Raw genomic sequence first — 26,125 nt, 5'->3', positions numbered from 1 at the left:
GTTGATAGGCCGGATGTGGAAGCCCTGTAAAGGGTGGAGCTGACCGGTACTAATAGGCCGAGGGCTTGTCCTCAGTTGCTCGCGTCCACTGTGTTGGTTCTGAAACCACGAACAACCGTTGTAGCCATGGCTACGGCTCCGGTTGACAGTTTCATAGTGTTTCGGTGGTCATAGCGTGAGGGAAACGCCCGGTTACATTCCGAACCCGGAAGCTAAGCCTCACAGCGCCGATGGTACTGCAGGGGGGACCCTGTGGGAGAGTAGGACGCCGCCGAACTTAATTTAGGAAAAGGGAAACCCCCGCACTATTCAGTGCGGGGGTTTTCTGCGTTGTGGGGACGGTAGGGCCCTACCCCCTGACCGCCGGCCGTTGCCACGGAGGGTAAGGTCGTGGGGCATCGTAGGAACGTTCCCATAGGAGGCCCCCGGGTGGAGGTCCAGGAAACCCGTGTGCAGACCGACCGGGTTCTCACCATCCCGAACATCCTCAGCATGGCGAGGCTGCTCGGCGTACCTCTCTTCCTGTGGTTGATCCTCAGGCCCGTGTTCGGCGGCCCCAACAGTGATGTGTGGGCGCTGATCGTGCTGATGTTCAGCGGTATCAGCGACTATCTCGACGGGAAGCTCGCGCGGCGCTGGAATCAGATCAGCAACCTCGGCCGGCTGCTCGATCCCGCGGCGGACCGTCTGTACATCCTGTCGACATTGGTCGGTCTCACCTGGCGCGAGATTCTTCCGCTGTGGCTGACTTTGGTGCTGCTCGCGCGCGAAGCGGTCCTGTTGGTGATGGTGGGAATCCTTCGCCGTCACGGCTATCCGCCGCCGCAGGTGAACTTCCTCGGGAAGGCAGCCACCTTCAACCTGATGTATGCCTTCCCGTTGCTGCTGCTCAGCGATACAAGTGGCTGGCTCGGGACTCTCGCTGCTATTTTCGGATGGGCGTTCGCCGGATGGGGTACAACGCTCTACTGGTGGGCAGGGATCCTCTACGTGGTTCAGGTCCGCCGGCTCGTCCGGGCGGACGCCAGGGCCGACTGAGCCTGCCGTAATCGGTGGCGCTGTGCAGCGGCTGGTGCGCCCGCACCGCGTCCGACCGACCTGAGCGGTTTCGGATGGGCTGAGTCGGACAACCGTCGTCTCTCAAGGAGGACGCTTCCGACATGAAGGCCGTCGTGATGGCCGGAGGCGAAGGCACTCGCCTTCGCCCCATGACCTCGAGTATGCCCAAGCCGCTCCTGCCGGTGGCCAATCGGCCCATCATGGAGCATGTGCTACGGCTGCTCAAGCGGCATGGGCTCAGCGAAACCGTCGTCACCGTGCAGTTCCTCGCCTCATTGGTGCGGAATTACTTCGGTGACGGGGAAGAGCTCGGAATGGAGCTCACCTATGCCAATGAGGAGAAGCCACTCGGCACCGCCGGCAGCGTCAAGAATGCCGAGGACGCACTCAAGGACGATGCCTTTCTGGTCATCTCCGGTGATGCGCTCACGGACTTCGACCTCACCGAGCTCATCAATTTCCACAAGGAGAAGGGTGCGCTTGTCACCGTCTGCCTGACCCGGGTGCCGAATCCGCTGGAATTCGGCATCACGATCGTCGACGAAGAGGGCAAGGTCGAGCGCTTCCTGGAGAAGCCGACCTGGGGGCAGGTCTTCTCGGACACGGTCAACACGGGCATCTACGTGATGGAGCCCGAGGTGTTCGACTACGTGGAGCCGGACGTTCCGGTGGACTGGTCGGGTGATGTGTTCCCGCAGCTCATGAAGGAGGGCAAGCCCATCTACGGGTTTGTCGCCGAGGGCTATTGGGAGGACGTCGGCACGCACGAGAGCTATGTGAAGGCGCAGGCCGACGTGCTCGAGGGCAAGGTCGACGTGGAGATCGACGGCTTCGAGATCTCGCCTGGTGTGTGGGTGGCCGAGGGTGCGGAGGTCCATCCGGACGCGGTGTTGCGCGGGCCCCTGTTCATCGGGGACTACGCCAAGGTCGAGGCCGACGTGGAGATCCGTGAGCACACCGTCGTCGGCTCCAACGTGGTCGTGAAGACCGGTGCGTTTCTGCACCGTGCGGTGGTGCACGACAACGTGTACATCGGGCCCCACAGCAATCTGCGCGGCTGCGTCGTCGGCAAGAACACCGATGTCATGCGGGCCGCGCGGATCGAGGACGGCGCGGTCATCGGGGACGAGTGTCTCGTCGGTGAGGAATCGATTGTTCAGGGGAACGTCCGCGTCTACCCCTTCAAGACGGTGGAGGCTGGTGCCTTCGTCAACACCTCGGTCATCTGGGAGTCGAGGGGCCAGGCGCATCTGTTCGGTGCCCGCGGGGTGTCCGGGATCCTCAACGTCGAGATCACGCCGGAGCTCGCGGTGCGGCTGGCGGGCGCGTATGCCACGACGCTCAAGAAGGGCTCGACGGTCACCACGGCGCGTGACCACTCACGGGGTGCCCGGGCGCTGAAGCGCGCGGTGATCTCCGCCCTTCAGGCCAGCGCCATCGACGTACGCGACCTGGAGAACGTGCCGCTGCCGGTAGCCCGGCAGCAGACCGCGAGGGGCAGTGCCGGCGGCATCATGATCCGGACGACGCCCGGGGTGCCGGACTCCGTCGACATCATGTTCTTCGACGGGCGCGGAGCGGATCTCTCGCAGGCCGGGCAGCGCAAGCTGGACCGGGTCTACGCACGTCAGGAGTACCGTCGTGCGTTCCCCGGGGAGATCGGGGATCTGCACTTCCCGGCGAGCGTCTACGAGTCGTACACGGGCTCGTTGCTGCGGAATGTCGACACGAGCGGGATCGCCGAGTCCGAGCTGAAGGTCGTCGTCGACGCGTCGAACGGCAGCGCTGGGCTGGTGCTGCCGAGCCTGCTCGGGCGGCTCGGCGTGGATGCGCTGACCGTCAACCCTGGTCTGGACGAGTCGCGGCCCACCGAGACCGCGGATGCGCGGCGGGCGGGTCTGGTGCGGCTCGGGGAGATCGTGGCGTCCGCGCGGGCGGCGTTCGGGGTCCGGTTCGACCCGGTCGGCGAGCGGCTCTCGCTCGTCGACGAGAAGGGGCGGATCGTCGAGGACGACCGGGCGCTCCTGGTGCTGCTCGACCTTGTGGCGGCCGAGCGGCGCAGCGGCCGTGTGGCGCTTCCGGTGACCACCACCCGTATCGCCGAGCAGGTGGCCGCGTATCACGGCACACAGGTGGAGTGGACGACCACCTCGCCCGACGATCTGACGCGCGTCGGAAGGGACGAGGCGACGATCTTCGGTGGCGATGGCCGGGGCGGCTTCATCGTGCCGGAGTTCAGCAGCGTCTTCGACGGCACGGCGGCGTTCGTACGGCTCATCGGTCTGGTCGCACGGACGCAGCTCACGCTGAGCCAGATCGATGCCCGTATCCCGCGCGCGCATGTGCTGAAACGGGATCTGGCGACGCCCTGGGCCGTCAAGGGCCTGGTCATGCGCCGGGTCGTGGAGGCGGCGGGCGAGCGTTCCGTGGACACCACGGACGGGGTGCGGGTCGTCGAGGCCGACGGGCGGTGGGTCATGGTGCTGCCCGACCCGGCCGAGGCCGTCACCCATCTGTGGGCCGAGGGGCCCGATGACGCGTCCGCGCAGGCGCTGCTCGACGAGTGGTCGGCGGTCGTGGACAGCGCCGGACGCTGATCTTCACCCCGCGCCGGGCCATGGTGATCGTTCCCTGGCCCGGCGCGCCGGTGGGGCCATTCGGAGGTACGGGGCGCGACGTGCGACGATGTGCGGCATGTCGCAGCAGCCCCCCGTTCGGAGCACCGATTCGCGCCCCAGGCGCCTGGACGCTTCGATGTCGCTGCTCACCAACGTCATGGATCACAGCCTTGACGACGGGTACGCGGAGGCGGCTGCCCGTAAACGGGCCCAGGGCGAGGGCGGCATGCCCCGCACGCTGCGGTCGAAGCTGGGGCTCGCGGCCGGTCTGGTGCTGGCTGCGCTCGTGGTCACGGTGGGTGCGGCGCAGGCGCGGGTGGCCGCTCCAGTGATCGCCAAGGAGCGCCAGGAGCTGATCGACCGTATCGAACGCGAGTCGTCGGACGCCGATGATCTCGAGGACGAGGTCGACTCGCTGCGGAGCGAGGTCGACGAGCGGCGCAGCGAAGCGCTCGACGAAGACGGCGGCGGCCAGGGGGAGTTGGTGGCCCTGCTCGCGGGGGACACCGAGGTCACCGGGCCGGGCCTGAAGCTCGTCATCGACGACGCCGGCGGCAACGGCGCGGGCGGTGACGGTCCGCGGGGCGAGACCGGCTTCTCCGACAACGGCCGCGTACGCGACCGGGACATGCAGCAGGTCGTCAACGGCCTCTGGGCGTCCGGTGCCGAAGCGATCTCGATCAACGGGCAGCGGCTGACGGCGCTCTCCGCGATCAGGGCCGCGGGCGACGCGATACTGGTCGACAACAAGCCGCTGGCGCCCCCGTACACCGTGCTGGCCATCGGTAACGGGAAGCAGTTGAACACCAAGTTCCAGAGCAGTGCGGACGGGTTGTATCTCCACGCGCTGAAGGAGAACTTCGGGATCAGTACGGAGTTCTCCGTCGAGGACGCGCTGCGGTTGCCGGCCGCGCCGAGCCTGATCGTACGAACCGCTGAGCCGAAAGCAGGGAAGGGCACATCGTGATCGCCGTACTGGGCCTCGTCGTGGGCGTCGTCGTCGGACTCTTCGTCCGGCCCGAGGTGCCCGCAGTGGTCGAGCCGTATCTCCCGATCGCGGTGGTCGCCGCGCTCGACGCGGTGTTCGGAGGGCTCCGCGCGATGCTCGACGGCATCTTCGACGACAAGGTCTTCGTCGTGTCGTTCCTGTCGAACGTCGTGGTGGCGGCCCTGATCGTGTTCCTCGGTGACAAGTTGGGCGTCGGTGCGCAGCTGTCGACCGGTGTGGTCGTCGTCCTCGGGATCCGGATCTTCTCCAACGCCGCGGCCATCCGCCGTCACGTGTTCCGGGCGTGAGGCCGATGAATCCAGAGGAAACCCCCGTATCGGGTGAAAACTCCGCCCCGGAAGCGCCCGGCACCTCGAACGTGCCCGGCACCACGAACGTGCCCGACGCCTCGGACGAGCCCAGCACCTCAGGCGCGCCCGAACTGACCGGACGCCAGCGGCTGTTGCGGAGTCTGTGGCCGCCCAAGGTGTCGCGGGCGCAGCTCATCGTGGCGCTGCTGCTGTTCGTGCTGGGACTGGGTCTGGCCATCCAGGTGCGGTCGAACAGTGAGGGCAGTGCACTGCGCGGCGCACGTCAGGAAGATCTCGTGCGCATTCTCGATGAACTGGATGACCGTACTCAGCGTCTGGAAGACGAGAAGCAGCGTCTCGACGATCAGCGGTCCGAGCTGGAGAACAGCTCGGACCAGGCCGAAGCGGCGCGCAAGCAGACGGTGGAGAAGGAGCGGCAACTCGGGGTGCTCGCAGGGACGGTGGCCGCGGAAGGGCCCGGCATCACGGTGACGGTCTCCGACAGCAAGGAGGCCGTCGAGGCGGACATGCTGCTCGACGCGATCCAGGAGCTGCGGGCGGCCGGCGCCGAGGCGATCCAGATCAATGACGTACGGGTGGTGGCGAACACCTACCTCACGGACGGCTCCGGCGGGGTCGAGGTCGACGGGCGCGCCGTGTCGGCTCCGTACCGCTTCAAGGTCATCGGCAAGGCGCAGGATCTCGAACCGGCCCTGAACATTCCCGGAGGTGTCGTGCAGACGCTGGAGAAGGAGCAGGCCACGGTGGAAGTGACGCGCGGCGAGAAGATCGTCGTGGATGCCTTGCGACGGGCGAATCGTCCTGACTACGCTCGGTCGTCCTCCCAGTGAGCCGGGTGCGTGTCATGGGCCGCGGGCGCGGGCAGGAGGTTGCGGGGGGTCGGCGCACCGGAAGGGTGTCGCGTGGTGGAAACTGTCCGGAGGTTGCGGACGTTGAGAAGGTGTCGGCGTCGCTGACGTACGCCGGTGTGAGCAGCCAGGGTTCGTCCTGCCCCACGGGCGGGTCTGTTTCGGTCAAGGGGAATCGCCCGTGAAGTTGTTTCAGAAGTTGTTCGGCAAGAGCCCGCGCGAGGACGGCGGCAACGCTGCCCGGCACCGGGCTCCGCGCCACGCTGAGCCCGAGGGCCAGAGTGGCGAACGGCCGCTGTTCCGCGATCAGGTGGGCGGTCCCGGCGGTGACATTTCGGGCGCTCCGGGCGCGTCTTCTGTTGACCCTGCTGTGTCCGGCGGCATAGGTTTCTCGGAACCATCAACCTCAAGTACGGGTGGAGAGTTCGGCGCCGACCCGTATGCGTCCCACGCTTCCGCGGGGCAGCCGCGGCAGGAGGATCCGTCCATGTCGGCCCTGGTGTGTACGAGGTGCGGCAACCGGAACGCCGAGGCCAGCCGGTTCTGCTCCAACTGTGGTGCGCCCCTGCGGGCCGCGGGCCCCGAGCGGCCTTCCGAGACGACCTCGACCATCTCGATCTCGGGACTCGAGGCGTACGAGGCGGAGGTGACGGGGCAGACCCCGACGCCGGGTCTGTCGCCGGAGGCGCAGGCCGCCGTCGACGCGCTGCCGCTCGGCTCGGCACTCCTCGTGGTGCGGCGCGGCCCCAACTCGGGCAGCCGCTTCCTGCTCGACGGTGAGCTGACCACCGCGGGACGTCATCCGCAGAGCGACATCTTCCTCGACGACGTGACCGTGTCCCGCCGTCATGTGGAGTTCCGTCGCGGTGCGGACGGGATCTTCACCGTGTCGGACGTGGGCAGCCTCAACGGCACCTACGTCAACCGTGAGCGCATCGACGCGGTGCAGCTCGCCAACGGCGACGAGGTGCAGATCGGCAAGTACCGCCTGGTCTTCTACGCGAGCCAGCGGGCCATCTGACCGTCCAGGGAAGGCCCATGCTTCACACACCGAGGGGCGGTGCCGGCAGCGGCACCGCCACCGCGGACGGCGGGCTCGTCAGCATCGGCCAGGTGCTGGCGGTGCTGCGCGAGGAGTTCCCCGAGGTCACGATCTCCAAGATCCGCTTCCTGGAGTCCGAGGGCCTCGTCGAACCGCAGCGCACGCCGTCCGGCTACCGTAAGTTCAGCACCGAGGACGTGGAGCGCCTTGCTGCGGTCCTGCGGATGCAGCGGGACCACTATCTGCCGCTGAAGGTCATCCGCGAGCACCTGGACGCCCTGGAGCGCGGTGAGCGGCCCGCTGCGGTCCCGATGGGTCACCAGCGGACCTCGGACGAGGACTCTGCGCACTTCGCGGGCGGTTTCGAGCCGGTGGCCGAGCAGCTCGCGGCGGGCCGGATCGGCCGGGCCACGCTGCTCGCCGCCGCCCAGGTCGAAGCCGAGCAGCTTGCCGAGTGGGAGTCGTACGGCCTGATCACGGCCTCGGAGCAGGGCGACTACGACGCGGACGCGGTGCAGATCGCGAAGCTAGTCGTCGAGCTCGGAAGTTCCGGAATCGAGCCACGGCATCTGCGGGCCATGAAAGCCTCCGCCGAGCGGGAGGCCGGGCTGGTCGACCAGGTGGTCGCGCCCCTGCGCCGGCACAGGAATCCGCAGACCAGGACCCATGCGGAGGCCCGTACGAAGGAGCTCGCGGCGGTGGCGATCAAGCTGCACGCGGCGCTCGTCCAGTCGGCGCTCAGGGTACGCCTGCACTGACCCGGAGGGAGCCCGACTACCCAAACCGGGCGGGCAGGTCCTAGGGTTGCTGTGTGAATGAGCTCGACGTTGTCGGTGTCCGGGTCGAAATGCCCTCCAACCAACCGATCGTGCTCCTGCGTGAAGTGGGAGGCGACCGCTACCTCCCCATCTGGATCGGACCGGGGGAGGCGACCGCCATTGCCTTCGCACAGCAGGGCATGGCCCCTCCGCGGCCGCTGACGCACGACCTGTTCAAGGACGTGCTGGAGGCGGTGGGCCAGGAGCTCACGGAAGTGCGCATCACCGACCTGCGGGAAGGCGTGTTCTACGCCGAGCTGGTCTTCGCGAGCGGTGTCGAGGTCAGTGCCCGTCCGTCGGACGCCATAGCGCTGGCGCTGCGGACCGGTACGCCGATCTACGGCAGCGACGGCGTCCTCGATGACGCGGGGATCGCGATTCCCGACGAGCAGGAGGACGAGGTCGAGAAGTTCCGTGAGTTCCTCGACCAGATCTCGCCCGAGGACTTCGGGACCAACAGCCAGTAGCGCCGCCCGCTCCCGGGGCGACAGGTGGGCATTCGGCTAGCCTTTCCACGCGGTGAGGCGGGTCAAACCACACTTCGGGTGATTATCACTCGGCGTGCCGAGTGTGGCGTTCGTTGACGTGCTCCTGGGTACTGCCTACCGTCGAGAAGGCAGGTCAAGGACGGAGGCCGACGTGAGAAGCAGCGGCGACGGTACGGCTGGGGGAGCCCGCGGACGGAGTCCGGGGGAGAGCGGTCCGTACCCGCTCCACAGTGGCGCGGCCGGACATGCTCCCAAGCGGCCGGGAAACCCCGCCGTGGTGCGGGGCGGCGGTGACGAGACGGCCGAGCAGGTCGGTTACCGGGGGCCCACCGCTTGTGCGGCGGCCGGGATCACCTACCGGCAGCTGGACTACTGGGCCCGTACGGGCCTCGTCGAGCCGAGCGTGCGGTCCGCCTTCGGGTCCGGGACCCAGCGGCTCTACAGCTTCCGGGACGTCGTCGTCCTGAAGATCGTGAAGCGGTTCCTGGACACCGGCGTCTCGCTCCAGAACATCCGCGCCGCCGTGCAGCACCTGCGCGAGCGCGGCTTCGCCGATCTGGAACGTATGACCCTCATGAGCGACGGAGCGACGGTCTACGAGTGCACCTCGCCCGACGAGGTCGTGGATCTGCTCCAGGGCGGCCAGGGGATCTTCGGGATCGCCGTGGGTGTCGTCTGGCGCGATGTGGAGACGGCCCTCTCGCAGCTCCACGGGGAGCGTGTGGACACCGGGGAGACCCTCATCGGGCACAACCCCTCGGATGAGCTGGCGCGGCGCCGTAACCGCGCTGTGTGACGCGCGGCCCCGGTGGATCCGGGGCCGTTGTCAGTGCCGTAGGGCAGCATCGGACCTGTGAGATCCGCGCCCACCATCCTGCATCTCGACATGGATGCCTTCTACGCCTCGGCGGAGCAGGCAGCCAAGCCGAGTCTGCGCGGAAAAGCCGTGGTCGTGGGCGGGCTCGGGCCGCGCGGGGTGGTGGCCACCGCCTCGTACGAAGCCCGGCGGTTCGGGGTGCACTCGGCGATGCCGATCGGGCAGGCGCGGCGGCTCGCGCCGAACGCGGCGTATCTGGTGCCGCGCTTCGGTCTGTACCGGGACATCAGCCGGCAGGTCATGCGGTTGCTCGGCGAGCTGTCGCCGCTGGTGGAGCCGCTGAGCCTGGACGAGGCGTTCGTGGACCTGGAGGCGGGCGAGGTCGCCTGGGACACCGCGTCGGCGCTCGCCGTGGGCGAGAAGCTGCGGGCCGACATACGGACCGTCACCGGGCTGACCGGGTCGGTGGGGCTCGCCGCGTCGAAGATGCTCGCGAAGATCGCGTCCGAGGAGGCCAAGCCCGACGGGCTGCGGCTGATCACTCCCGGGACCGAGCGGGAACTGCTCGCGGACAAGTCCGTCCGGATCCTGCCGGGGGTCGGGCCCGCCACCGGTGACCACCTGCGGCGGGCCGGGATCACGACCGTGGGGGAGATCGCCGAGGCCGGTGAGGACGAGCTCGTACGGCTGCTGGGGAAGGCGCACGGCGGGCATCTGTACACGATGGCGCTCGCGGTGGACGAGCGGCCCGTGGTGGCCGAGCGGGAGACCAAGTCGGTGTCGGTCGAGGACACCTTCGACGTGGACATCCACGACCGTGTACGGGTGCGGTACGAGGTGGACCGGCTGGCCGAGCGCTGTGTGCAGCGGCTGCGGGCCGCCGGGCACTCGGGGCGGACCGTGGTGCTCAAGGTGCGGCGCTACGACTTCTCGACGCTCACCCGGTCCGAGACGCTGCGGGGGCCGACGGACGATCCGGCCGTGGTGCGCGAAGCGGCAGCCCGGCTGCTCGAAGCGGTGGACACGACGGGCGGGGTGCGGTTGCTCGGGGTCGGGGTGAGCGGGCTCGCCGACTACACGCAGGAGGACCTCTTCGCCCAGGCGCAGGCTGCCCAAGCGGAGGCGCAGGCTGCCGAGGCGGAGGCGCGGGCCGCCGAGGCGCGGGCGGGCGGCGAGGACGGGGTGGCCGAGGGGGCGGATCCCGGTCATGAAGGTGATGACGATCTGCCTTCGCCGTCCTCAACCGCATCGCCGTCTCCGCCCCCGGCCGGCGCGGAGCCCGTGGAGGCCGAGCCTGCCGAGCGGCGGTGGTACGCCGGGCACGATGTGCGGCATACGGAGTTCGGGCCCGGGTGGGTCCAGGGGAGTGGTCTGGGGCGGGTGACGGTGCGGTTCGAGACGCCGGACTCGGGGCCGGGACGGGTGAAGACGTTCCGGGTCGACGACCCCGATCTGGAGCCCGGGGAGCCGTTGCCGCTGGTGGATACGGGGGAGTAGCCGGGCGGGACGAGTGAGAAGCCGGGGTGCCGCGGTCAGGAGTCCTGGCCCGCGATGTGGCCGAAATTCTGGTCCTGCGGGGGATCGGTCGGGTCGGTGAGGGACAGACCGTAGTGGTGGTAGAGCTGCAGCTCCTGCTCCGGGGAGAGGTGGCGGCCCACGCCGAAGTCGGGGGCGTCCTTGATCAGGGCGCGCTCGTAGGGGACGTGGAGGGTGCCCTCGACCAGTTCGCTGGGTTCGAGAGGGACGAAGGCGTCCCGGCTGAACAGGCCCGTGCGTATCGCCGCCCACTCCGGGACGCCCGTCGCATCGTCGAGATAGACCTCGTCCACGGTGCCGAGCTTGGAGCCGTTGCGGTCGAAGGCCTTGCGGCCGATCAGGCTGCGCGGGTCGATGTCGGTCTGCACGGTGCCTCCACGTGGTTCGCAAAGCCGGTTCACAAAGTCATGCGGATTCCCTGTTTTCCTACGAAAAGCCACTTTCGGGTGCGTGGCCACTCGGAGGAGGAAGGGGCCGTACGCGCGGAATCGTGCCGTGTGCCCGCTGGTAGGCTGGCAGACGGCTGCTGACCCCGTGCGGGAGAGCTCTCCGAGTCCGGTGAACGTACTGGCAGGAGGCGCCGAAGGAGCAAATCCTCCCCGGAATCTCTCAGGCACCCGTACCGCACGGACGAGGTCACTCTGGAAAGCAGGGCGGACGTCGACGGCTTCCGCTCTCACCGACGGTGAAAGCCGGACCGAGGGCATCACGGAAACGTGTGCCGCGGGCCGGTGAAACTCTCAGGTTGAGATGACAGAGGGGGAGGCCGTCCGGGTACCCGCGCCGTGGTGCCCCTCGCAGGTCGCATACGACCAGGAGGCCTCCGTAATGACCGCCAACCGCATCCCGCTCCACGAGCTCGAGCGCGGCATCCCCTTCGAGCAGCGCCACATCGGCCCCGATGCCGAGGCCCGCGCCAAGATGCTCGCCCAGGTCGGCTATGGCTCGCTCGACGAGCTGACCGCGGCCGCGGTGCCGGACGTGATCAAGAGCGCCGAGGCGCTCGGGCTGCCCGAGGGGCGCACCGAGGCCGAGGTGCTCGCCGAACTGCGGACGCTCGCCGATCGCAACGAAGTGCTCGCGCCCATGATCGGTCTCGGCTACTACGGCACCTTCACGCCGCCGGTGATCCTGCGCAACGTCATGGAGAACCCGTCCTGGTACACGGCGTACACCCCGTACCAGCCGGAGATCTCGCAGGGGCGCCTGGAGGCGCTGCTCAACTTCCAGACCGTCGTCGCCGACCTGACCGGTCTGCCGACCTCCGGCGCCTCGCTGCTCGACGAGGGCACCGCCGCCGCCGAGGCCATGGCGCTCGCGCGCCGCGTCGGCAAGGTCAAGCAGGGCGTGTTCCTGGTCGACGCCGACGCGCTGCCGCAGACCATCGCCGTGATCGAGACGCGCGCAGAGCCGACCGGTGTCGAGGTCGTCGTCGCGGATCTGTCGCAGGGCATCCCCGCCGAGATCGCCGAGCGCGGTGTCTTCGGTGTGCTGCTGCAGTACCCGGGCGCCTCCGGCGCCGTGCGCGACCTCAAGCCCGTCATCGAGCAGGCGCACAAGCTCGGTGCGATCGTCACCGTCGCCGCCGATCTGCTCGCGCTCACGCTGCTCACCTCGCCCGGTGAGCTGGGCGCCGACATCGCCGTCGGTACGACGCAGCGCTTCGGTGTGCCGATGGGCTTCGGCGGTCCGCACGCCGGCTACATGGCGGTCCGCGAGAAGTTCGCGCGCAGCCTGCCCGGCCGCCTCGTCGGTGTCTCCGTCGACGCCGACGGCAACAAGGCGTACCGCCTCGCGCTGCAGACCCGTGAGCAGCACATCCGCCGTGAGAAGGCGACCAGCAACATCTGCACCGCGCAGGTGCTGCTCGCCGTCATGGCCGGTATGTACGCGGTGTACCACGGCCCGCAGGGCCTCGCGGACATCGCCCGCCGCACGCACCGTTACGCTTCGATCCTCGCCGAGGGCCTGAAGGCCGGTGGCGTCGAGGTCGTGCACGGTTCGTTCTTCGACACCCTCACCGTGCGCGTCCCGGGCAAGGCCGCCGAGGTCGTGTCCGCCGCGCGCGAGGGCGGGGTCAACCTGCACCTGGTCGACGGCGACCACGTCGCGCTGTCCTGTGACGAGACCACCACCCGTACGCAGCTGGCCGCCGTCTGGTCCGCGTTCGGTGTCAGCGGTGACATCGAGGCCCTGGACGCCGCCGCCGGTGAGGCGCTGCCCGCCGGGCTGCTGCGCTCCGACGAGTACCTGACGCACCCGGTCTTCCACGAGCACCGCTCCGAGACCGCGATGCTGCGCTACCTGCGCAAGCTCTCGGACAAGGACTACGCGCTCGACCGCGGCATGATCCCGCTCGGCTCCTGCACCATGAAGCTGAACGCGACCACCGAGATGGAGCCGGTCACCTGGCCCGAGTTCGGCCAGTTGCACCCCTTCGTGCCGGCCGAGCAGGCGCAGGGCTACCTCACGCTCATCCGGTCGCTCGAGGAGCAGCTCGCCGAGGTCACCGGCTACGACAAGGTCTCGCTGCAGCCCAACGCCGGTTCGCAGGGTGAGCTCGCCGGTCTGCTCGCGGTCCGCGGCTACCACCGCGCCAACGGCGACGACCAGCGCACCATCTGCCTCATCCCGTCCTCCGCGCACGGCACCAACGCCGCCAGCGCCGTGATGGCCGGCATGAAGGTCGTGGTCGTGAAGACCGCCGACGACGGTGAGATCGACGTCGCCGACCTGCGCGCCAAGATCGAGCAGCACAAGGACGAGCTCGCGGTCCTGATGATCACGTACCCCTCGACGCACGGCGTCTTCGAGGAGCACGTCGCCGACATCTGCGCCCAGGTGCACGACGCCGGCGGTCAGGTGTACGTGGACGGCGCGAACCTCAACGCCCTGGTGGGTCTGGCCAAGCCGGGCCACTTCGGCGGCGACGTCTCGCACCTCAACCTGCACAAGACCTTCTGCATCCCGCACGGCGGCGGCGGTCCGGGCGTCGGTCCGGTCGCGGTGCGCGCGCACCTCGCCCCGCATCTGCCCAACCACCCGCTGCAGCCCGCCGCGGGTCCGGAGACCGGCGTCGGTCCGATCTCCGCCGCGCCGTTCGGCTCGGCCGGGATCCTGCCCATCTCCTGGGCGTACGTCCGGCTCATGGGCGGCGAGGGCCTCAAGCGCGCCACGCAGATGGCCGTGCTCGGCGCCAACTACATCGCCAAGCGCCTCGAGCCGCACTTCCCGGTGCTCTACACCGGCCCCGGCGGTCTGGTCGCGCACGAGTGCATCATCGACATCCGTCCGCTCGCGAAGGCGACCGGTGTGAGCGTCGACGACATCGCCAAGCGTCTGATCGACTACGGCTTCCACGCGCCGACGATGTCGTTCCCGGTGGCCGGCACGCTGATGATCGAGCCGACCGAGAGCGAGGACCTGGGCGAGCTCGACCGGTTCTGCGACGCGATGATCGCGATCCGCGCGGAGATCGAGAAGGTCGGCTCGGGCGAGTGGCCCGCCGAGGACAACCCGCTGCACAACGCCCCGCACACCGCGGCGACGCTGGCCGGCGAGTGGAACCACCCGTACACGCGCGAAGAGGCCGTCTTCCCGGGTGCGCTCGTGCCGTCGGAGAAGTACTGGCCGCCGGTGCGCCGCATCGACCAGGCGTACGGCGACCGCAACCTCGTCTGCTCCTGCCCGCCGCTGGACGCGTACGAGAACTAGTGGGATGACGCCCGGATCACGGGCGGGCATACGTCAGGGCCGGTTCGGAGAGTTGCTCTCCGGGCCGGCCCTTGGCTTTGCGGGATGGTGCTGTCGGGTGGTCTCGCGTGCTCGTCAGGCCGCGCGGACCACGGAACCCGTGCCCAGCGGCCGGTGCGGCGCGATGATCTGCCCGTCCGGCAGCAGCTCACCGGTGTCCTCGAAGAGCAGGACGCCGTTGCACAGCAGGCTCCAGCCCTGCTCCGGGTGGAAGGCCACAGGAAGTGCGGCTTCCCGGTCGGCTGAGTCGGCTGTGGGACAGGCTGGCTGGTGCTGGCACATGGATGGGTTCTTTCGCTGCGTCGTGGTGATGTGAGTCCCGCGGGTGGATCGGTGTGCTGCGGTGTTCATTTGCCGCCCCCGTGTGGTCGGTCCGGAACCAGTGTTCCCCTGCGGGCTCGATTCCGCAGGGATTTACCGGCAGCGCTCCTCACCAGTAGATGACGTATCACCCGTGCGGACGGTTCAGTCCAACTCGGCGGTCTCTTCGGGTGGTTAGGGGTGGCCTGAAGGGGCTAGTCCGCTGGGAGGGTGCGGCGGCGGTCTCTGTAGGGGGCATGCACGTTTGCGCAGCGCAGGACACACATGTGCCCCGCGACCGGCTGGATCGCGGGGCACACGTGGCGCGGACTCAGACCGCGTGTCCGAGGAGTGGCGCGGGCGCCAGACGGTGGGTCAGCACCGGCAGGAGTTCGGCCGCGAGGTGCGGCCGGTGGGCCGCGATGCCGGGTGGCGCGGGGGCCAAGGGGACCAGGAGGTCCGTGGGTTCGAGCCGCCCCTCCGTACCGTCCGATGTGGTGTCGCTGTGCAGCCACAGCGTCAGCATGTAGAGCTCCGGCACGGAGAGCAGTCGTGGCTGGCAGGCCGACTGCAGGGACTCCGCCTGGCGCAGGGCTCGTTCGGTGGCCGTGACGTACGGGCCTTCGAAGAAGTGCGCGAAGGTCCAGCCGTCGGCGGTGAGCACCGTGTCGGCGGCTGCCACCATGCGGCCCTCGCCGCGCAGCAGGAAACGCCAGCCGGTGAGGCGGGTCCGTGGGGTGCCTTCCTGGTTCAGGACGTGCACGGGCAGGGGGAGTTCAGGGGTGACAGGTCCCTGGGCCTTGCGCAGGGACGGTGTGCGCGCCTCGCGCACTGCGGTGGGGGAACCGAGTGCGGCAAGGACGCTGCGCAGGGCCGGCGCGGGTGCCGGGGGGACATGCAGCGGCATGGTGGGTCGCCTCTCATTCGACAGGCTGATGTCGTGCCATGGGCAGGTGCGGGCTTGACGGCGCTGTCAGCTCTCGGGGCCAGAGGGGCGGGGGATGGCCACATTCCAGTCCGCGAGCGCCAACTCTCTGCCTCGTTCGCGGAGTTTATACGACGCCTGTTCTCGCTATGTTTCAGCTAGCGGTCGCCGGTATTGCGGGCAAGGCGGTATTCGGTCGCCATCCTGCGGTATTTCTCCCGATTCCGTTCGGGCATACGAGGGCTGACCTCGACGATGTCCGTACGGGCGGACGGCCGATTCTCGTCGGCTTATTCCACCACGGCCCTGATCGGTGCAACTGCGCTCTGCCGCATGCCGAGTGAATGTGCCCGGCGTGAATGTGATTGAGGATACAGCGGGGTGGGCAGATGCGGGGCGTTATCGATCACAATGCCTGGGCATCATCCCCGGTGACACAGTGGCCGTGGACCGCCCAATCGAGGAGGGGACACTTCGATGGGGGAGAAGGTCGCGGCAGGCGCGTTCGACCTGTCCGATCGGCAGCGCTACCGCAGGAAGCTGCAGCAGTGCCTCGCGGGGCTCGCGCGGCTCCTGGACGAGAAGCGGTTCGACCGGCCCCGGAATCTGATGGGCCTGGAGATAGAGCTGAATCTGACGGGGTCCGACGGTTTGCCGCGCATGATGAATGCGGAAGTGCTGGAGCGGATCGCGAGCCAGGATTTCCAGACGGAACTCGGGATGTTCAACCTCGAGGTGAATATTGCACCGCACGGGCTCGGCGGGCGCGTTCTCGATCAGCTCGCCGAAGAGCTCCGTACAGGACTCAACTATGCGCACCGGAAAGCGAACGAAGTCGACGCCGGTATCGTCATGATCGGAATTCTCCCCACGCTCGCGCAGGACGATCTGGTCTCCTCGAACCTTTCCGCGGTCGACCGCTACATGCTGCTCAACGACCAGATGGTGGCGGCGCGCGGTGAGGACTTCCATCTCGACATCGAGGGGGTCGAGCGGCTCACCTGCACCTCGGCGTCGATCGCGCCCGAAGCGGCCTGTACGTCGGTGCAGTTGCATCTGCAGGTCACCCCCGGGCGTTTCGCCGATGTGTGGAACGCGGCGCAGGCCGTGGCCGCCGCGCAGATAGCCGTGGGTGCCAACGCGCCCTTCCTGTTCGGCCGTGAACTCTGGCGTGAGTCACGGCCGCCGCTGTTCCTGCAGGCCACCGACACACGCCCACCCGAGCTCCAAGCGCAGGGGGTGCGGCCGCGGACCTGGTTCGGGGAGCGGTGGATCACCAAGCCGTACGACCTCTTCGAGGAGAATCTGCGCTATTTCCCGGCGCTGCTGCCCCTGTGCGACGACGAGGAGCCGCTGCGGGTGATCGAGGAGGGCGGTGTGCCGGCCCTGTCCGAACTCGTCCTGCACAACGGCACGGTGTACCGCTGGAACCGCCCCGTCTACGGGATAGCCGACGGCGTACCGCATCTGCGGGTGGAGAACCGGGTCCTTCCGGCCGGTCCGACCGTCACCGACGTCATCGCCAACGTGGCCTTCTACTACGGAGTCGTCCGCGCGCTCGCCGAGGACAGCCGACCTGTCTGGTCCCGGCTGCCCTTCGAGTCGGCCGCCGCCAACTTCGACGCGGCCTGCCGCCACGGCATCGACGCGGAGCTGGAGTGGCCGCGCTCCGCACGGTTCGGGGGCGTGGCGCGGGTGCCGGCCGTCGACCTCGTACGCAACGAACTGCTGCCGCTCGCGTCGGCCGGGCTCGACGCGTGGGGTGTGGCACCGGTGGACCGGGACTACTACCTGGGCGTCATCGAGGAGCGGTGCAAGCTGCGCGTCAACGGGGCGTCGTGGCAGGTGGCCACATTCCACCGGGCGCTGGAGAGCGGGCTGACGCGGGAGGCGGCGCTGGCCGCGACGACGCGGCGCTACTGCGAGTTGATGCACCAGGGCGATCCGGTGCACACCTGGCCGGTCGGTGTGCTGCCGGATGCGGTGGCCGCGTCGGGGTGAGACACGTTTTCGCGGGGCCCGGGTGGCGGGCCGGAGCGAATCCGGCCCGCCCGTGCGATCAGCCCGTGCCCGCCTCGCCCGCCGCCATGATCGCCTTGAGGATCACGGCAGGGATCTGGGCCGGGTCGTCGACCTGGTGGCCGGAGCCCCCCGTCGCCTTGGCGATCTGCTCGAGCTCGGTCTGGTCGCCGCCGGGGCCGACCGCGACCGCGATGATCGGCACCGGGCGGTCGCCGTCGGCCATCCCTTCGAGCCGGGAGACCAGGGCGCTGCGGGAGATCGAGCCCGGGTCCTGGTTCTCGCCGTCGGTGACGACCACCACCGCGTTGAACTTGTCCGCCGCGTAGGTCTTCTGGGCCTGCTTGAACGCGGCGAGCGTCGTGTCGTACAGACCTGTCGCGCCGTCCGGCACCGGCTGCAGTTCCGCGAACGCCGCCCGCAGCTTCTCGCGCTGCGTGGCGCCCTTGCCGACCTGCTTGCCGAGGCGGTCGGTGGCCACCAGTTCGCGGTAGTCGCGCTTGCCGTCGAGGAGTGTGGAGAACTCCCAGAGGCCGAACTCGTCCTCGTTCGTGAACGTGTCGAGGGCCGCCGACAGCGAGGCCTTGGTGACCTCCATGCGCGGCGCCCCGCGCCCCGGCACCATCTCGGCCATCGAACCGGAGACATCGACGACCACGGAGATCCGTGCGCTCTGCACGGTGATCGTCCAGACGCCGAGGGTCTCCTGGATCTGCTTGGGGCTGAGCTCGTCGCCCGCACCCTCGGCGATCGGCTGCTCCGCGCTGCCGCCCGCTGCCTTGACAAGACTGTCCGAGGGCTCGCTGCGGCCGGTGCGGAAGCCGTGCTTGGCGAGGATCCGCTCGCCGTCCTCCTCACCGAGGAGCGTCATGAACCGCAGCGCGGCCCGGCTCTCGTCGGTGGTCTGCCCGGGCTCGTCGAGCAGCGCGTACGGGTAGTCGAGTTCGGGCGCCCCGTCCTTGGGGTAGAAGAGGTCCAGCTTGCCGGAGTCCGCCGCCGATGCGTTGTGCTGGAAGGCCGCCTGCTCGGAGAGGATCAGCGCCTGGTTGCGGCGCGGATTGCCCTGCTCCGTACCGGAACTGTCCCGGGCGAGGGTGTCGATGGCCTGCGCGTCGCTCGCCGAGGTGCGCTGCGCGAGCGCTTTCGCCGTGGCCGCGACCTGTGCCTCGCCCTCGGCGCCGCCCGCCTTCTGCGCCGAGGCGCTCATCTTCGCGAGCGCGAGCAGACCGGTGGCGCTGCGCGACGGGTCACCGGCACCGAGCCGGAACTTCTCGCCCTCGGTGGCGGCGCCCGCCAGTTCGGCCCAGGAGTACGTCTTCTTCGGCCAGCCCATCTTCTCGGCGGTGGCCGGGATCATGCCCATGGTCACGGGCGTCGAGGCGATGTTGCCCGTGGGGGTCAGCAGGCTCTCGTCGCCGTGCAGCTGGACCCGCTCGACCCACAGGTCCGAGTCGGGCACCCACACCTCGTACGTCCCCGGCTTGCCGTCGGTGCGCAGGCTGTCGGCGACCTTCGAGGGGTCGCGGGACGTGACCCGGACGTCCATGCAGCGGCCGTCGGAGACGACCTCCTTGTCCCGCGCGTACGCGGCCGCCTCGGTCAGGGCGGGGGCCATGTCGGGGGCCGCGAGGACGTCGATGCGTACGGCGTCGTCCGCGCAGTTCTCCGCGAAGGGCAGCCAGTCGCCGCCGACGGCGTAGGCGGCCGAGCCGGCCACGCCGATGACCAGGACTGTCGCGATGGCCACCATGCGGCGACGCGGACCCGGGCGCTGCGCTTCCGCCCCATATGCTCGCGCTCTGCGGTCCGGCATGTTGTGACGTCCCATGACGCTGGTGCCCCTCCTCGTACGGCTGCACGACGCGTGGGGGTACGTACGGTCGACACAGGTGCGTGGCGTACCGTCCCCCTAGGCCTGTCGCGCACGGTCTTCGTACCTGCTTTCGAGACCCTAGTGGGACAAGCGTGTGTACGGGGCGTGATTGGTCAACTAACACAGGTGTGCACGTGGAGGCAGGGCTGGTGGCCGGATCTTTTCCCAGCGAGCGGCTTTCGCGGAGGATTCTCCGGGACGAGACGCTTCTCGTGCTCGCGCTGTCCCTCGGTGCCAGTGGTGTTTCCGCGCTGATCAGGTTTATCGGCTCGGTCACGAGGCCGGGCGGCCTCAAGGATCAGGCGGCGAGGCTCAACGAGTCGGCGGCGCCGGGACGTCCATGGCTTGATCTCGCCTGGCAGCTCTTCGGTATCAGCGCGGCCCTGGTGCCCGTCGCGCTCGTGCTGCATCTGCTCCTGCGGGAGGGCGCCGGAGCCCGTTCGATCGGGTTCGATCTGAAGCGGCCCGGCTTCGATCTGACCCGCGGTGCGGTGATCGCGGCGGGGATCGGTTCGACCGGTATCGCCTTCTATCTTCTGGCGCGTGCGCTCGGCTTCAACCTCACGGTGGTGCCCGAGGCGCTGCCCGATGTGTGGTGGAAGTTCCCCGTCCTGATCCTCTCGGCGGCCCAGAACTCGGTCCTGGAGGAAGTGATCGTGGTCGGGTATCTGCTGCGCAGGCTCGACCAGTTGGGGTTCTCGCCGATGAAGTCGCTCGCGGCGAGTTCCGTGCTGCGCGGCTCCTACCACCTGTACCAGGGGATCGGCGGCTTCATCGGCAACATGGTGATGGGCGTCGTCTTCGTGCTCCTCTACCGCAAGTGGGGGCGCGTGGGGCCACTGGTGGTGGCCCACACGCTCCTCGATATCGGGGCGTTCGTGGGGTACGCGGTACTCGCGGGCAAGGTGAGCTGGCTGCCCACCGCTTGAGCCGTGGCGGTCGGGCGCCGCGCGGTGGTCAGGCGTGCAGTTCCCCGTCGATGACCGTGACTGCGCGGCCCGTCAGGAGTGTGCGCTCGCCCTGGTGCGTGACCTGGACCAGGCCGGAGCGCCGTGAGGCCTGCAGGCCGGTGAGGTGCGTACGGCCGAGACGCTCGCTCCAGAACGGGGCGAGGGCCGTGTGCGCGCTGCCGGTGACCGGGTCCTCGTCGATACCGGAGTTCGGGAAGAAGCAGCGCGAGACGAAGTCGTAGCCGCCGCCGGGCTCCTGGGCCGCGGCGGTTGCGATGATGCCGCGCTCGGCGGTGCGGGCGAGTGCGGCGATGTCCGGCGCCAGGGCGCGCACCGTCTGCTCGTCGGCCAGCTCCATCACCGGGTTGCCCACGTCGGGCCCGGTGTCGAATGCGGCAAGGATCTTGGCCCCGAGCGCTTCCTCGACGCCTTCGGGAACGTCCACCGGGGTGAGCGGGGCTGTCGGGAAGTCGAGCGTCAGGCTTCCGTCCGGAGCGACCGTGGCGGTGAGGACACCGCTGAGCGTGGCGAAGCGGATCGTGCCGGTCGCGCGTCCCGTGGAGTGCAGGACGTGGGCGGTTGCGAGGGTGGCGTGACCGCACATTCGGACTTCGGTGGTCGGCGTGAACCAGCGCAGCGCCCAGTCCGCTCCGCCGCCCGCGGGCAGCGGGTGAGCGAAGGCCGTCTCGGCGTGATTGACCTCCAGCGCGACGTTCTGAAGCCAGTCGTCGCCGGGGAACGAGTCGAGGAGCACGACCCCCGCGGGGTTGCCGGCGAAGGGGCGGTCCGTGAAGGCGTCGACGATTCGGATTCGCATGAGGCGACCGTAGGCGGGGCGTGGCTCGGTGGGCCAAGGCCAATGCGGGGTGAGTGGACTTGAGGGGGCGCCCGTGGGAGACGACGGCATGACGGGGCTTGCCATCCGATCGATAGCGATATATCGTCGAGACATCGCGATGGTTCATAGAAGATCGCGAGCGCTCCCGTCAGCGCATTCCGCGCCTGTGGCCCCTTCGGCCCGGCGTACGGCAGATGGCGCCCATTCGAGGAGCGAGACCACGCAGACAGCATCCACATGGAAGAAGTGATTGATATGCGACCCCATGCACACAACTGCGGACATGAGCACGACCACGAGCACGGCCGGCGGCGCGCCTTCGGGCCGTTCGGTCCCGGCGGATTCGATCCGCGCGGCTTCGGCGGACCCGGCCCCTGGGGCGGACGAGGACGCGGCGGAGGCCGCGGGCGGGCGCGTCGCGGCGATGTGCGCGCCTCGATCCTGGCCCTTCTGAAGGACCGTCCGATGCACGGTTACGAAATGATCCAGGAGATCGCCGAGCGCAGCGGCGGGGCGTGGAAGCCCAGCCCGGGATCGGTCTACCCGACCCTGCAGCTGCTCGAGGACGAAGGTCTGATCGTCAGCGAGACCGAGGGCGGCAAGAAGCTGTTCTCGCTCACCGAGACCGGCCGCACGACCGCCGACGAGGGGCCCGACGCCCCTTGGGAGGAGGCCGGGCGCGGCATCGACTGGGAGACGGTCAACGAGATCCGGCAGGCCGGATTCGGGCTGATGGAGGCCTTCGGGCAGGTCTGGAAGACGGGCTCGTCCGAGCAGCGCGAGAAGGCGCTCGCCGTCGTCAACGAGGCACGCAAGAAGCTGTACCTGATCCTGGCCGACGAGGACTGACGGCTACCTGAAGAACAGGCAGGCGCCCCACGCGCGTACGAGCGTGGGGCGCCTGCCTGTTGTCCTGCCGTCGCGCGCGGCTCAGACGATGAGCGCGCTCAGCTTGCGCAGCGACTCGTTGAGCGCCGCCGTCGCCGAGTCCTTGAGCTTGCCCGCCATCAGCGTCACGGCCGCACCCGTGAACTCGCCGTCGATGCGCATCACGGTGGCCTCGCCGTCGGGCGTCAGGGTGTACGCCTGCTTGAGGTTCACTCCCATCGGGCCCTTGCCGCGGATGGTGAACGAGCGGCCCGCTTCCAGGGACTCGACCGTCCACACCGCGTCCGCGGGGAAGCCCATGAGCTTCATGCTCTCCTCGAACGTGTCGCCCTGGCTGAGCGATTCCGGTGCCCCCTTGGGGAAACCGGTGTGCGTCACGCTCCACTCGCCGAACACGGAGAAGTCGGTGAGCTTCTCCCAGACCTTCTCGGCGGGAGCGTCGAAGCGTGCTTCCGCGCTGACTTCGGCCATGCGACCACCCCTTCTCGTATGGCGCTGCGGCTTACGGGCGCAGCAGCGGTGTCGCGGAACGTAGCCTCGCGGTCCGGAAGTTACAAGACTGACGACTCGTCAGAAATTGTGGAGGCCCTCGCGACAAGGGGTTTCAGCGGCCGATACGGCGGATCATCGCCGCGTCGAAGAGATCGTAGGCGCGCGGGTGCGGGCCCTCATCATGGCAGTGCCACGCCTCCCAGAACAGATCCGCGGGCAAGGCGTCCTCCGGGGCGTACACGCGGTACACGTACTGCTTGCCGTCGACCGCGGGCAGCGCCACGAGCCAGCAGCCGCACTCCTCGGGCGGAAGGTCGCGCAGCCGGACGGGCCGGATGGCTCGGGGCATGGCAACTCCCTTCCTGGGTCGGCGGATTCCGGCTGCCCTGGGTCTGGATCGTTGGACTCCGGTTTCCTGAGTGACGACCGGAAGGTGGCTGGTGGTTGCGTCGGGGGAGTGCGGTGCGCTTTCGTGCGCCCCTCGATGCGGGTGTGGAGATCTCATCCGTAAGGAGGAGAACCCGTACAGGCATCCCCACCCTGTGTCGGATGCGAAGATGCTTCCCGCCGCGGATGCCGAAGGGCCCGCAGGTCTGATGGGGTGGATGGTGTGCACAGCCCCACCAGGCCGGATGCGGACCAGTTCGTTCCGCGGTCCGGTCCGCCCCGGACGGAACCCGACGGCGAGCTCGGCGCGGAGCTCCAGTCGGTGATCGCGGGTGCGCGGCGGCGGGCGGTGCGCGGCGGCGACGGTCAGCTCGACACCGCCCATCTCCTGCACTCGCTCCTGGAGTCCGATCCCGCGGTGCGGTCCGTCTTCGACGACGGTGCGCGGGTGGCGCGGCTGCTCGGTCTCCTGGTGCAGCGCTCCATCGGATACGGCCTGCGCTGGCAGGGCACCGTCGAGGATTCGGGTGCCGTTCCCGTCGTACGGGACAAGGGGCCGGAACGTGGCGCGCGGGACACCGCGGGCTGGTCGCCCTCGGCCCTCGACGTCATGGAGACGGCGACAGCGCGGGCTCGTGCCGGCGGCAGGGAACTCGCCGACGGCATTGATGTCCTGGCGGCCCTCGCGTCGGATCCGGAATGCCGCGCCGTGCAGATCCTGCGCAGGTCCGGGGTGGATCCGCGGGCGCTGGTGGAGCGGATCGACGGCGGATCCGGGGAATCGCACCCGGGATAGGCCCACAGCGGCGAGGCCCCGTCTCGCTCTCCGAGATGTCAGGGGTATCGATGGTGACGCTCATGACGCCGCCTGTCATCATGTGCGCGTGTCTACGTCCAAGGGGATTCAAGGGGACCGGGGCCGCAGTGTCGGACTGACGCTCGCCCTGGTGTCGGCGCTGGCCTTCGGCGGCTCCGGCGTGGCGGCGAAGCCGCTGATCGTGGCAGGGCTCGACCCGCTGCACGTGGTCTGGCTGCGGGTGGCCGGCGCGGCGCTCGTGATGCTGCCGGTGGCCTGGAAACACCGACGCCTCCTGACGCAACGGCCCGCGCTGCTCGCCGGCTTCGGTCTGTTCGCCGTCGCGGGCGTCCAGGCCTGCTACTTCGCCGCGATCTCCCGGATCCCGGTCGGCGTGGCCCTGTTGATCGAATACCTGGGCCCGGCCCTCGTCCTGTGCTGGATCCGATTCGTCCAGCGCCGGCACGTCACGCGCGCCGCGGCGGTCGGTGTGGTGCTCGCCGTCGGCGGCCTCGCCTGTGTCGTCGAGGTGTGGGCGGGGCTCCGCTTCGACGCCATCGGGGTGCTGCTCGGACTGGGCGCAGCGGTCTGCCAGGCCGGGTACTTCATCCTCGGCGACCACGGCAGCGACTCGGGCGACGAAGCACCGGATCCGCTCGGCGTCATCGCGTTCGGACTCCTCATCGGCGCCGCGGTGATCACCGTGATCGCGCGCCCGTGGTCCATGGACTGGTCCGTCCTGACGAGTTCGGTGGACATGGACGGCTCGTCCGTCAGCGGTCTGCTGCTGCTCGCCTGGATCATCCTCCTCGCGACCGTGCTCGCGTACTGCACCGGCGTCGTCTCCGTACGACGGCTGTCGCCGCAGGTCGCCGGAGTGGTGGCCTGTCTGGAGGCGGTCGTGGCGACCGTGCTCGCCTGGATCATGCTCGGTGAGCACCTGTCCGCGCCGCAGATCGTCGGTGGAGCGGTGGTCCTGGTCGGCGCGTTCATCGCGCAGTCCGCGACGCCGGTGAAGGCGGCGAGCGAGCCGGTGGTCGGTGGGGTGGCCCAGGAGTCCGGTGCCCATGAACAGGGCGGGCCGCAGCCGCAGAGCGGTGGCCCGCATGACGAGACGGCAATGTCCCCCAGCCGGGCCGACGCGTAAGGTGGCGATCATGCACGCACGAGCACTTGTCCTGCCCCCTCCCGCCGCCTAGGCGCGGGCGGTCGGACTTCCACCGCGGCCCTCGGGAGCTCCCGAGTCGCTGACGGCTGCCCGCAGACGACAGTCCCTTTCGTCTGTCCTGTGCGGAGTACCTCGTGTCGAATGCTGTTTCCCCGGCTGATTCCTCAGCCCAGTTTGCTCAGGGTGCCGTCATGGCCCCTGGTGCCCCGGTCCTGTCCGTCGGACGCGGCCTGCTCTATCTGATCGTCGCCGGTGTCGCCTGGGGCACCGCGGGCGCCGCCGCGCTCCTGGTGTTCCAGGCCGGTGATCTGCGGCCCATCGCCCTGTCGTTCTGGCGGTGCGCCGGCGGCCTCGTCCTGCTGCTCGTGGCGGGGCTGCTGCGGCGCGGCGGCCGTGCGAAGGCGAAGGCGGAGGCCGGTCCGCGCCCCAAGGTGCGCCCCTGGCGGATGGTGGCGCTCGGCGTCGCCCTCGCGGTCTTCCAGACCGCGTACTTCGCGGCTGTGTCGGCCACCGGTCTGGCCGTCGGGACCGTCGTCACCCTGGGCGCGGGCCCCGTCCTGATCGCGCTCGGTGCCCGGCAACTGCTCGGTGAGCGGCTCGGCTTCGGCGGCGGGATGGCCGTCGTGGGCGCGCTCACCGGGCTCGTGGTGCTGGTCTTCGGCGAGGGCGGCGGCGGTTCGGGCGAGGTCCGGCCCGTCGGTGTCCTGCTCGCGGTGTTCTCCGCCGCCGGGTACGCGGTGATGACCCTGCTCACGCGCTGGTGGGGACGCGACGGCTCCGGCAGTGACCCGCACACCACGACGGTGTGGACCTTCGCGGTCGCCGCTGTCTGTCTGCTTCCCCTGGCCGCGTTCGAGGGCCTGTTCCCGCAGACCGATCAACTCCTGCGGATGCTCGGCCTGATGCTGTACGTGGCCGCGGTGCCGACCGCGCTCGCCTACGCGCTGTACTTCGCCGGAGCGGCCGCGGTCCGCTCCGCCACCGTCTCCGTGATCATGCTGCTCGAACCGGTGAGCGCGGCGATCCTCGCGGTCCTCGCCTTCGGCGAACACCTCACGCTCGCCACGGTCGTGGGCACGCTCCTGATGCTGCTCGCCCTGGCGGGGCTTGCGGTGGCGGAGACGCGGGGTGCGACTCGTACCGATACGGCGGCGTGAGTACGGATACGGCGGCGTAGGCATGACTGCGCC

At 69.4% G+C, this 26,125-nt stretch carries 23 protein-coding genes, 2 rRNA genes, 1 pseudogene and 1 riboswitch; of the genes and pseudogenes, 19 read left to right on the top strand and 7 right to left on the bottom strand.

All coding sequences use genetic code 11. The features are described from left to right. From ACIBI4_RS07330 to ACIBI4_RS07275, 12 genes and pseudogenes are all read left to right on the top strand, one after another. Positions 1-73 (top strand): 23S ribosomal RNA (locus tag ACIBI4_RS07330); the annotation flags it as partial. Between the two features lie 87 nt (positions 74-160). Next, positions 161-277: ribosomal RNA gene (rrf, locus tag ACIBI4_RS07325) — 5S ribosomal RNA — on the top strand. A gap of 152 nt (positions 278-429) precedes the next feature. After that, positions 430-1,038 (top strand): CDP-alcohol phosphatidyltransferase family protein, encoded by a 609-nt coding sequence (locus ACIBI4_RS07320; protein ID WP_399202638.1) that lies wholly within the window; start codon positions 430-432, stop codon positions 1,036-1,038. Between the two features lie 122 nt (positions 1,039-1,160). Then, a complete protein-coding gene (locus tag ACIBI4_RS07315) occupies positions 1,161-3,656 on the top strand; it encodes a sugar phosphate nucleotidyltransferase (protein ID WP_399202637.1) in 2,496 nt (831 codons plus the stop codon). A gap of 88 nt (positions 3,657-3,744) precedes the next feature. Continuing rightward, the gene (locus ACIBI4_RS07310) at positions 3,745-4,644 is read left to right on the top strand and encodes a DUF881 domain-containing protein (protein WP_399202636.1); all 900 of its coding nucleotides are present in this window, start codon (positions 3,745-3,747) and stop codon (positions 4,642-4,644) included. After that, positions 4,641-4,973, top strand: coding sequence for a small basic family protein (locus tag ACIBI4_RS07305; RefSeq protein WP_008749169.1), 333 nt, complete (start codon positions 4,641-4,643; stop codon positions 4,971-4,973). Before ACIBI4_RS07310 ends, ACIBI4_RS07305 begins: the two co-directional genes overlap by 4 nt. A gap of 5 nt (positions 4,974-4,978) precedes the next feature. Then, positions 4,979-5,827 carry a DUF881 domain-containing protein gene (locus ACIBI4_RS07300; protein ID WP_399202635.1) on the top strand — a complete coding sequence of 283 codons (849 nt, stop codon included), beginning with the start codon at positions 4,979-4,981 and terminating at the stop codon, positions 5,825-5,827. A 157-nt stretch (positions 5,828-5,984) separates the two neighbouring features. After that, the gene (locus ACIBI4_RS07295; protein ID WP_399202667.1) at positions 5,985-6,866 is read left to right on the top strand and encodes an FHA domain-containing protein; all 882 of its coding nucleotides are present in this window, start codon (positions 5,985-5,987) and stop codon (positions 6,864-6,866) included. 17 nt (positions 6,867-6,883) lie between these two features. After that, positions 6,884-7,645: a MerR family transcriptional regulator gene (locus ACIBI4_RS07290; RefSeq protein WP_399202634.1), complete on the top strand. Its 762-nt coding sequence runs from the start codon at positions 6,884-6,886 to the stop codon at positions 7,643-7,645. A gap of 53 nt (positions 7,646-7,698) precedes the next feature. Beyond that, positions 7,699-8,172 carry a bifunctional nuclease family protein gene (locus tag ACIBI4_RS07285; protein WP_073772208.1) on the top strand — a complete coding sequence of 158 codons (474 nt, stop codon included), beginning with the start codon at positions 7,699-7,701 and terminating at the stop codon, positions 8,170-8,172. A 172-nt stretch (positions 8,173-8,344) separates the two neighbouring features. Then, entirely contained in the window at positions 8,345-8,989 is a 645-nt protein-coding gene (locus ACIBI4_RS07280; protein ID WP_399202633.1) for a MerR family transcriptional regulator, read from the top strand. Between the two features lie 57 nt (positions 8,990-9,046). Then, positions 9,047-10,621 (top strand): annotated as a pseudogene (locus ACIBI4_RS07275) (DNA polymerase IV). On the opposite strand, the gene ACIBI4_RS07270 reads toward ACIBI4_RS07275, so the two are convergent. Further along, complete coding sequence (locus ACIBI4_RS07270; protein ID WP_399202632.1) at positions 10,543-10,914, bottom strand: PRC-barrel domain-containing protein; 372 nt, start codon at positions 10,912-10,914, stop codon at positions 10,543-10,545. The pseudogene ACIBI4_RS07275 and the gene ACIBI4_RS07270 sit on opposite strands and share 79 nt — an antisense overlap. Before the next feature lie 159 nt (positions 10,915-11,073). Then, positions 11,074-11,181, top strand: a riboswitch (glycine riboswitch). 193 nt (positions 11,182-11,374) lie between these two features. On the opposite strand from ACIBI4_RS07270, the gene gcvP reads away from it, so the two are divergent. Beyond that, on the top strand, positions 11,375-14,260 hold the full coding sequence (gene gcvP, locus ACIBI4_RS07265) for an aminomethyl-transferring glycine dehydrogenase (RefSeq protein WP_399202631.1): 2,886 nt from the start codon (positions 11,375-11,377) through the stop codon (positions 14,258-14,260). A gap of 114 nt (positions 14,261-14,374) precedes the next feature. On the opposite strand, the gene ACIBI4_RS07260 is transcribed toward gcvP, so the two are convergent. Together ACIBI4_RS07260 and ACIBI4_RS07255 are read right to left on the bottom strand one after the other, a co-directional pair. Next, the gene (locus ACIBI4_RS07260) at positions 14,375-14,581 is read right to left on the bottom strand and encodes a DUF5999 family protein (RefSeq protein ID WP_399202630.1); all 207 of its coding nucleotides are present in this window, start codon (positions 14,579-14,581) and stop codon (positions 14,375-14,377) included. 349 nt (positions 14,582-14,930) lie between these two features. Beyond that, positions 14,931-15,506, bottom strand: a complete 576-nt coding sequence (locus ACIBI4_RS07255) for a hypothetical protein (protein ID WP_399202629.1) — start codon at positions 15,504-15,506, stop codon at positions 14,931-14,933. A 495-nt stretch (positions 15,507-16,001) separates the two neighbouring features. On the opposite strand from ACIBI4_RS07255, the gene ACIBI4_RS07250 reads away from it, so the two are divergent. After that, positions 16,002-17,525, top strand: a complete 1,524-nt coding sequence (locus ACIBI4_RS07250) for a glutamate--cysteine ligase (protein WP_399202628.1) — start codon at positions 16,002-16,004, stop codon at positions 17,523-17,525. A gap of 58 nt (positions 17,526-17,583) precedes the next feature. On the opposite strand, the gene ACIBI4_RS07245 is transcribed toward ACIBI4_RS07250, so the two are convergent. Further along, complete coding sequence (locus ACIBI4_RS07245) at positions 17,584-19,371, bottom strand: substrate-binding and VWA domain-containing protein (RefSeq protein ID WP_399202627.1); 1,788 nt, start codon at positions 19,369-19,371, stop codon at positions 17,584-17,586. 173 nt (positions 19,372-19,544) lie between these two features. Here ACIBI4_RS07245 and ACIBI4_RS07240 point away from each other — a divergent pair, with 173 nt between their 5' ends. Further along, on the top strand, positions 19,545-20,345 hold the full coding sequence (locus tag ACIBI4_RS07240; protein ID WP_399202626.1) for a CPBP family intramembrane glutamic endopeptidase: 801 nt from the start codon (positions 19,545-19,547) through the stop codon (positions 20,343-20,345). A gap of 28 nt (positions 20,346-20,373) precedes the next feature. Here ACIBI4_RS07240 and ACIBI4_RS07235 read toward each other — a convergent pair whose 3' ends face one another. Then, positions 20,374-21,183, bottom strand: a complete 810-nt coding sequence (locus tag ACIBI4_RS07235) for a PhzF family phenazine biosynthesis protein (protein WP_399202625.1) — start codon at positions 21,181-21,183, stop codon at positions 20,374-20,376. A 276-nt stretch (positions 21,184-21,459) separates the two neighbouring features. Between ACIBI4_RS07235 and ACIBI4_RS07230 the strand changes: the two genes are divergently transcribed. Continuing rightward, a complete protein-coding gene (locus ACIBI4_RS07230; protein ID WP_399202624.1) occupies positions 21,460-22,053 on the top strand; it encodes a PadR family transcriptional regulator in 594 nt (197 codons plus the stop codon). A gap of 81 nt (positions 22,054-22,134) precedes the next feature. Here ACIBI4_RS07230 and ACIBI4_RS07225 read toward each other — a convergent pair whose 3' ends face one another. Together ACIBI4_RS07225 and ACIBI4_RS07220 are read right to left on the bottom strand one after the other, a co-directional pair. Further along, positions 22,135-22,563: an SRPBCC family protein gene (locus ACIBI4_RS07225; RefSeq protein ID WP_399202623.1), complete on the bottom strand. Its 429-nt coding sequence runs from the start codon at positions 22,561-22,563 to the stop codon at positions 22,135-22,137. A gap of 133 nt (positions 22,564-22,696) precedes the next feature. Beyond that, positions 22,697-22,933, bottom strand: coding sequence for a hypothetical protein (locus ACIBI4_RS07220; RefSeq protein ID WP_399202669.1), 237 nt, complete (start codon positions 22,931-22,933; stop codon positions 22,697-22,699). A 261-nt stretch (positions 22,934-23,194) separates the two neighbouring features. Here ACIBI4_RS07220 and ACIBI4_RS07215 point away from each other — a divergent pair, with 261 nt between their 5' ends. The 3 genes from ACIBI4_RS07215 (at position 23,195) to ACIBI4_RS07205 (ending at position 26,092) form a co-directional block, all read left to right on the top strand. After that, a complete protein-coding gene (locus ACIBI4_RS07215) occupies positions 23,195-23,767 on the top strand; it encodes a Clp protease N-terminal domain-containing protein (RefSeq protein WP_399202622.1) in 573 nt (190 codons plus the stop codon). 82 nt (positions 23,768-23,849) lie between these two features. Continuing rightward, positions 23,850-24,914: an EamA family transporter gene (locus ACIBI4_RS07210; protein ID WP_399202621.1), complete on the top strand. Its 1,065-nt coding sequence runs from the start codon at positions 23,850-23,852 to the stop codon at positions 24,912-24,914. A 212-nt stretch (positions 24,915-25,126) separates the two neighbouring features. After that, positions 25,127-26,092, top strand: a complete 966-nt coding sequence (locus tag ACIBI4_RS07205) for a DMT family transporter (RefSeq protein WP_399202620.1) — start codon at positions 25,127-25,129, stop codon at positions 26,090-26,092. Positions 26,093-26,125 lie beyond the last annotated feature (33 nt).

It is taken from the genome of Streptomyces sp. NPDC050418 (assembly GCF_044458745.1).
Classification (GTDB): Bacteria; Actinomycetota; Actinomycetes; order Streptomycetales; family Streptomycetaceae; genus Streptomyces.
The sequence above is the reverse complement of the archived record's forward strand: the minus strand, read 5'-3'. Positions and strand labels throughout refer to the sequence as shown.

What these genes read in the sequence shown, in the direction of transcription:
- ACIBI4_RS07315 (WP_399202637.1), top strand. Translation starts at nt 1,161, where the DNA reads ATGAAGGCCGTCGTGATGGCCGGAGGCGAAGGCACTCGCCTTCGCCCC.
- ACIBI4_RS07310 (WP_399202636.1), top strand. Translation starts at nt 3,745, where the DNA reads ATGTGCGGCATGTCGCAGCAGCCCCCCGTTCGGAGCACCGATTCGCGC.
- ACIBI4_RS07300 (WP_399202635.1), top strand. Translation starts at nt 4,979, where the DNA reads ATGAATCCAGAGGAAACCCCCGTATCGGGTGAAAACTCCGCCCCGGAA.
- ACIBI4_RS07290 (WP_399202634.1), top strand. Translation starts at nt 6,884, where the DNA reads ATGCTTCACACACCGAGGGGCGGTGCCGGCAGCGGCACCGCCACCGCG.
- gcvP (WP_399202631.1), top strand. Translation starts at nt 11,375, where the DNA reads ATGACCGCCAACCGCATCCCGCTCCACGAGCTCGAGCGCGGCATCCCC.
- ACIBI4_RS07260 (WP_399202630.1), bottom strand. Translation starts at nt 14,581, where the DNA reads ATGTGCCAGCACCAGCCAGCCTGTCCCACAGCCGACTCAGCCGACCGG.
- ACIBI4_RS07255 (WP_399202629.1), bottom strand. Translation starts at nt 15,506, where the DNA reads ATGCCGCTGCATGTCCCCCCGGCACCCGCGCCGGCCCTGCGCAGCGTC.
- ACIBI4_RS07250 (WP_399202628.1), top strand. Translation starts at nt 16,002, where the DNA reads ATGGGGGAGAAGGTCGCGGCAGGCGCGTTCGACCTGTCCGATCGGCAG.
- ACIBI4_RS07245 (WP_399202627.1), bottom strand. Translation starts at nt 19,371, where the DNA reads ATGGGACGTCACAACATGCCGGACCGCAGAGCGCGAGCATATGGGGCG.
- ACIBI4_RS07235 (WP_399202625.1), bottom strand. Translation starts at nt 21,183, where the DNA reads ATGCGAATCCGAATCGTCGACGCCTTCACGGACCGCCCCTTCGCCGGC.
- ACIBI4_RS07230 (WP_399202624.1), top strand. Translation starts at nt 21,460, where the DNA reads ATGCGACCCCATGCACACAACTGCGGACATGAGCACGACCACGAGCAC.
- ACIBI4_RS07225 (WP_399202623.1), bottom strand. Translation starts at nt 22,563, where the DNA reads ATGGCCGAAGTCAGCGCGGAAGCACGCTTCGACGCTCCCGCCGAGAAG.
- ACIBI4_RS07220 (WP_399202669.1), bottom strand. Translation starts at nt 22,933, where the DNA reads ATGCCCCGAGCCATCCGGCCCGTCCGGCTGCGCGACCTTCCGCCCGAG.
- ACIBI4_RS07205 (WP_399202620.1), top strand. Translation starts at nt 25,127, where the DNA reads ATGGCCCCTGGTGCCCCGGTCCTGTCCGTCGGACGCGGCCTGCTCTAT.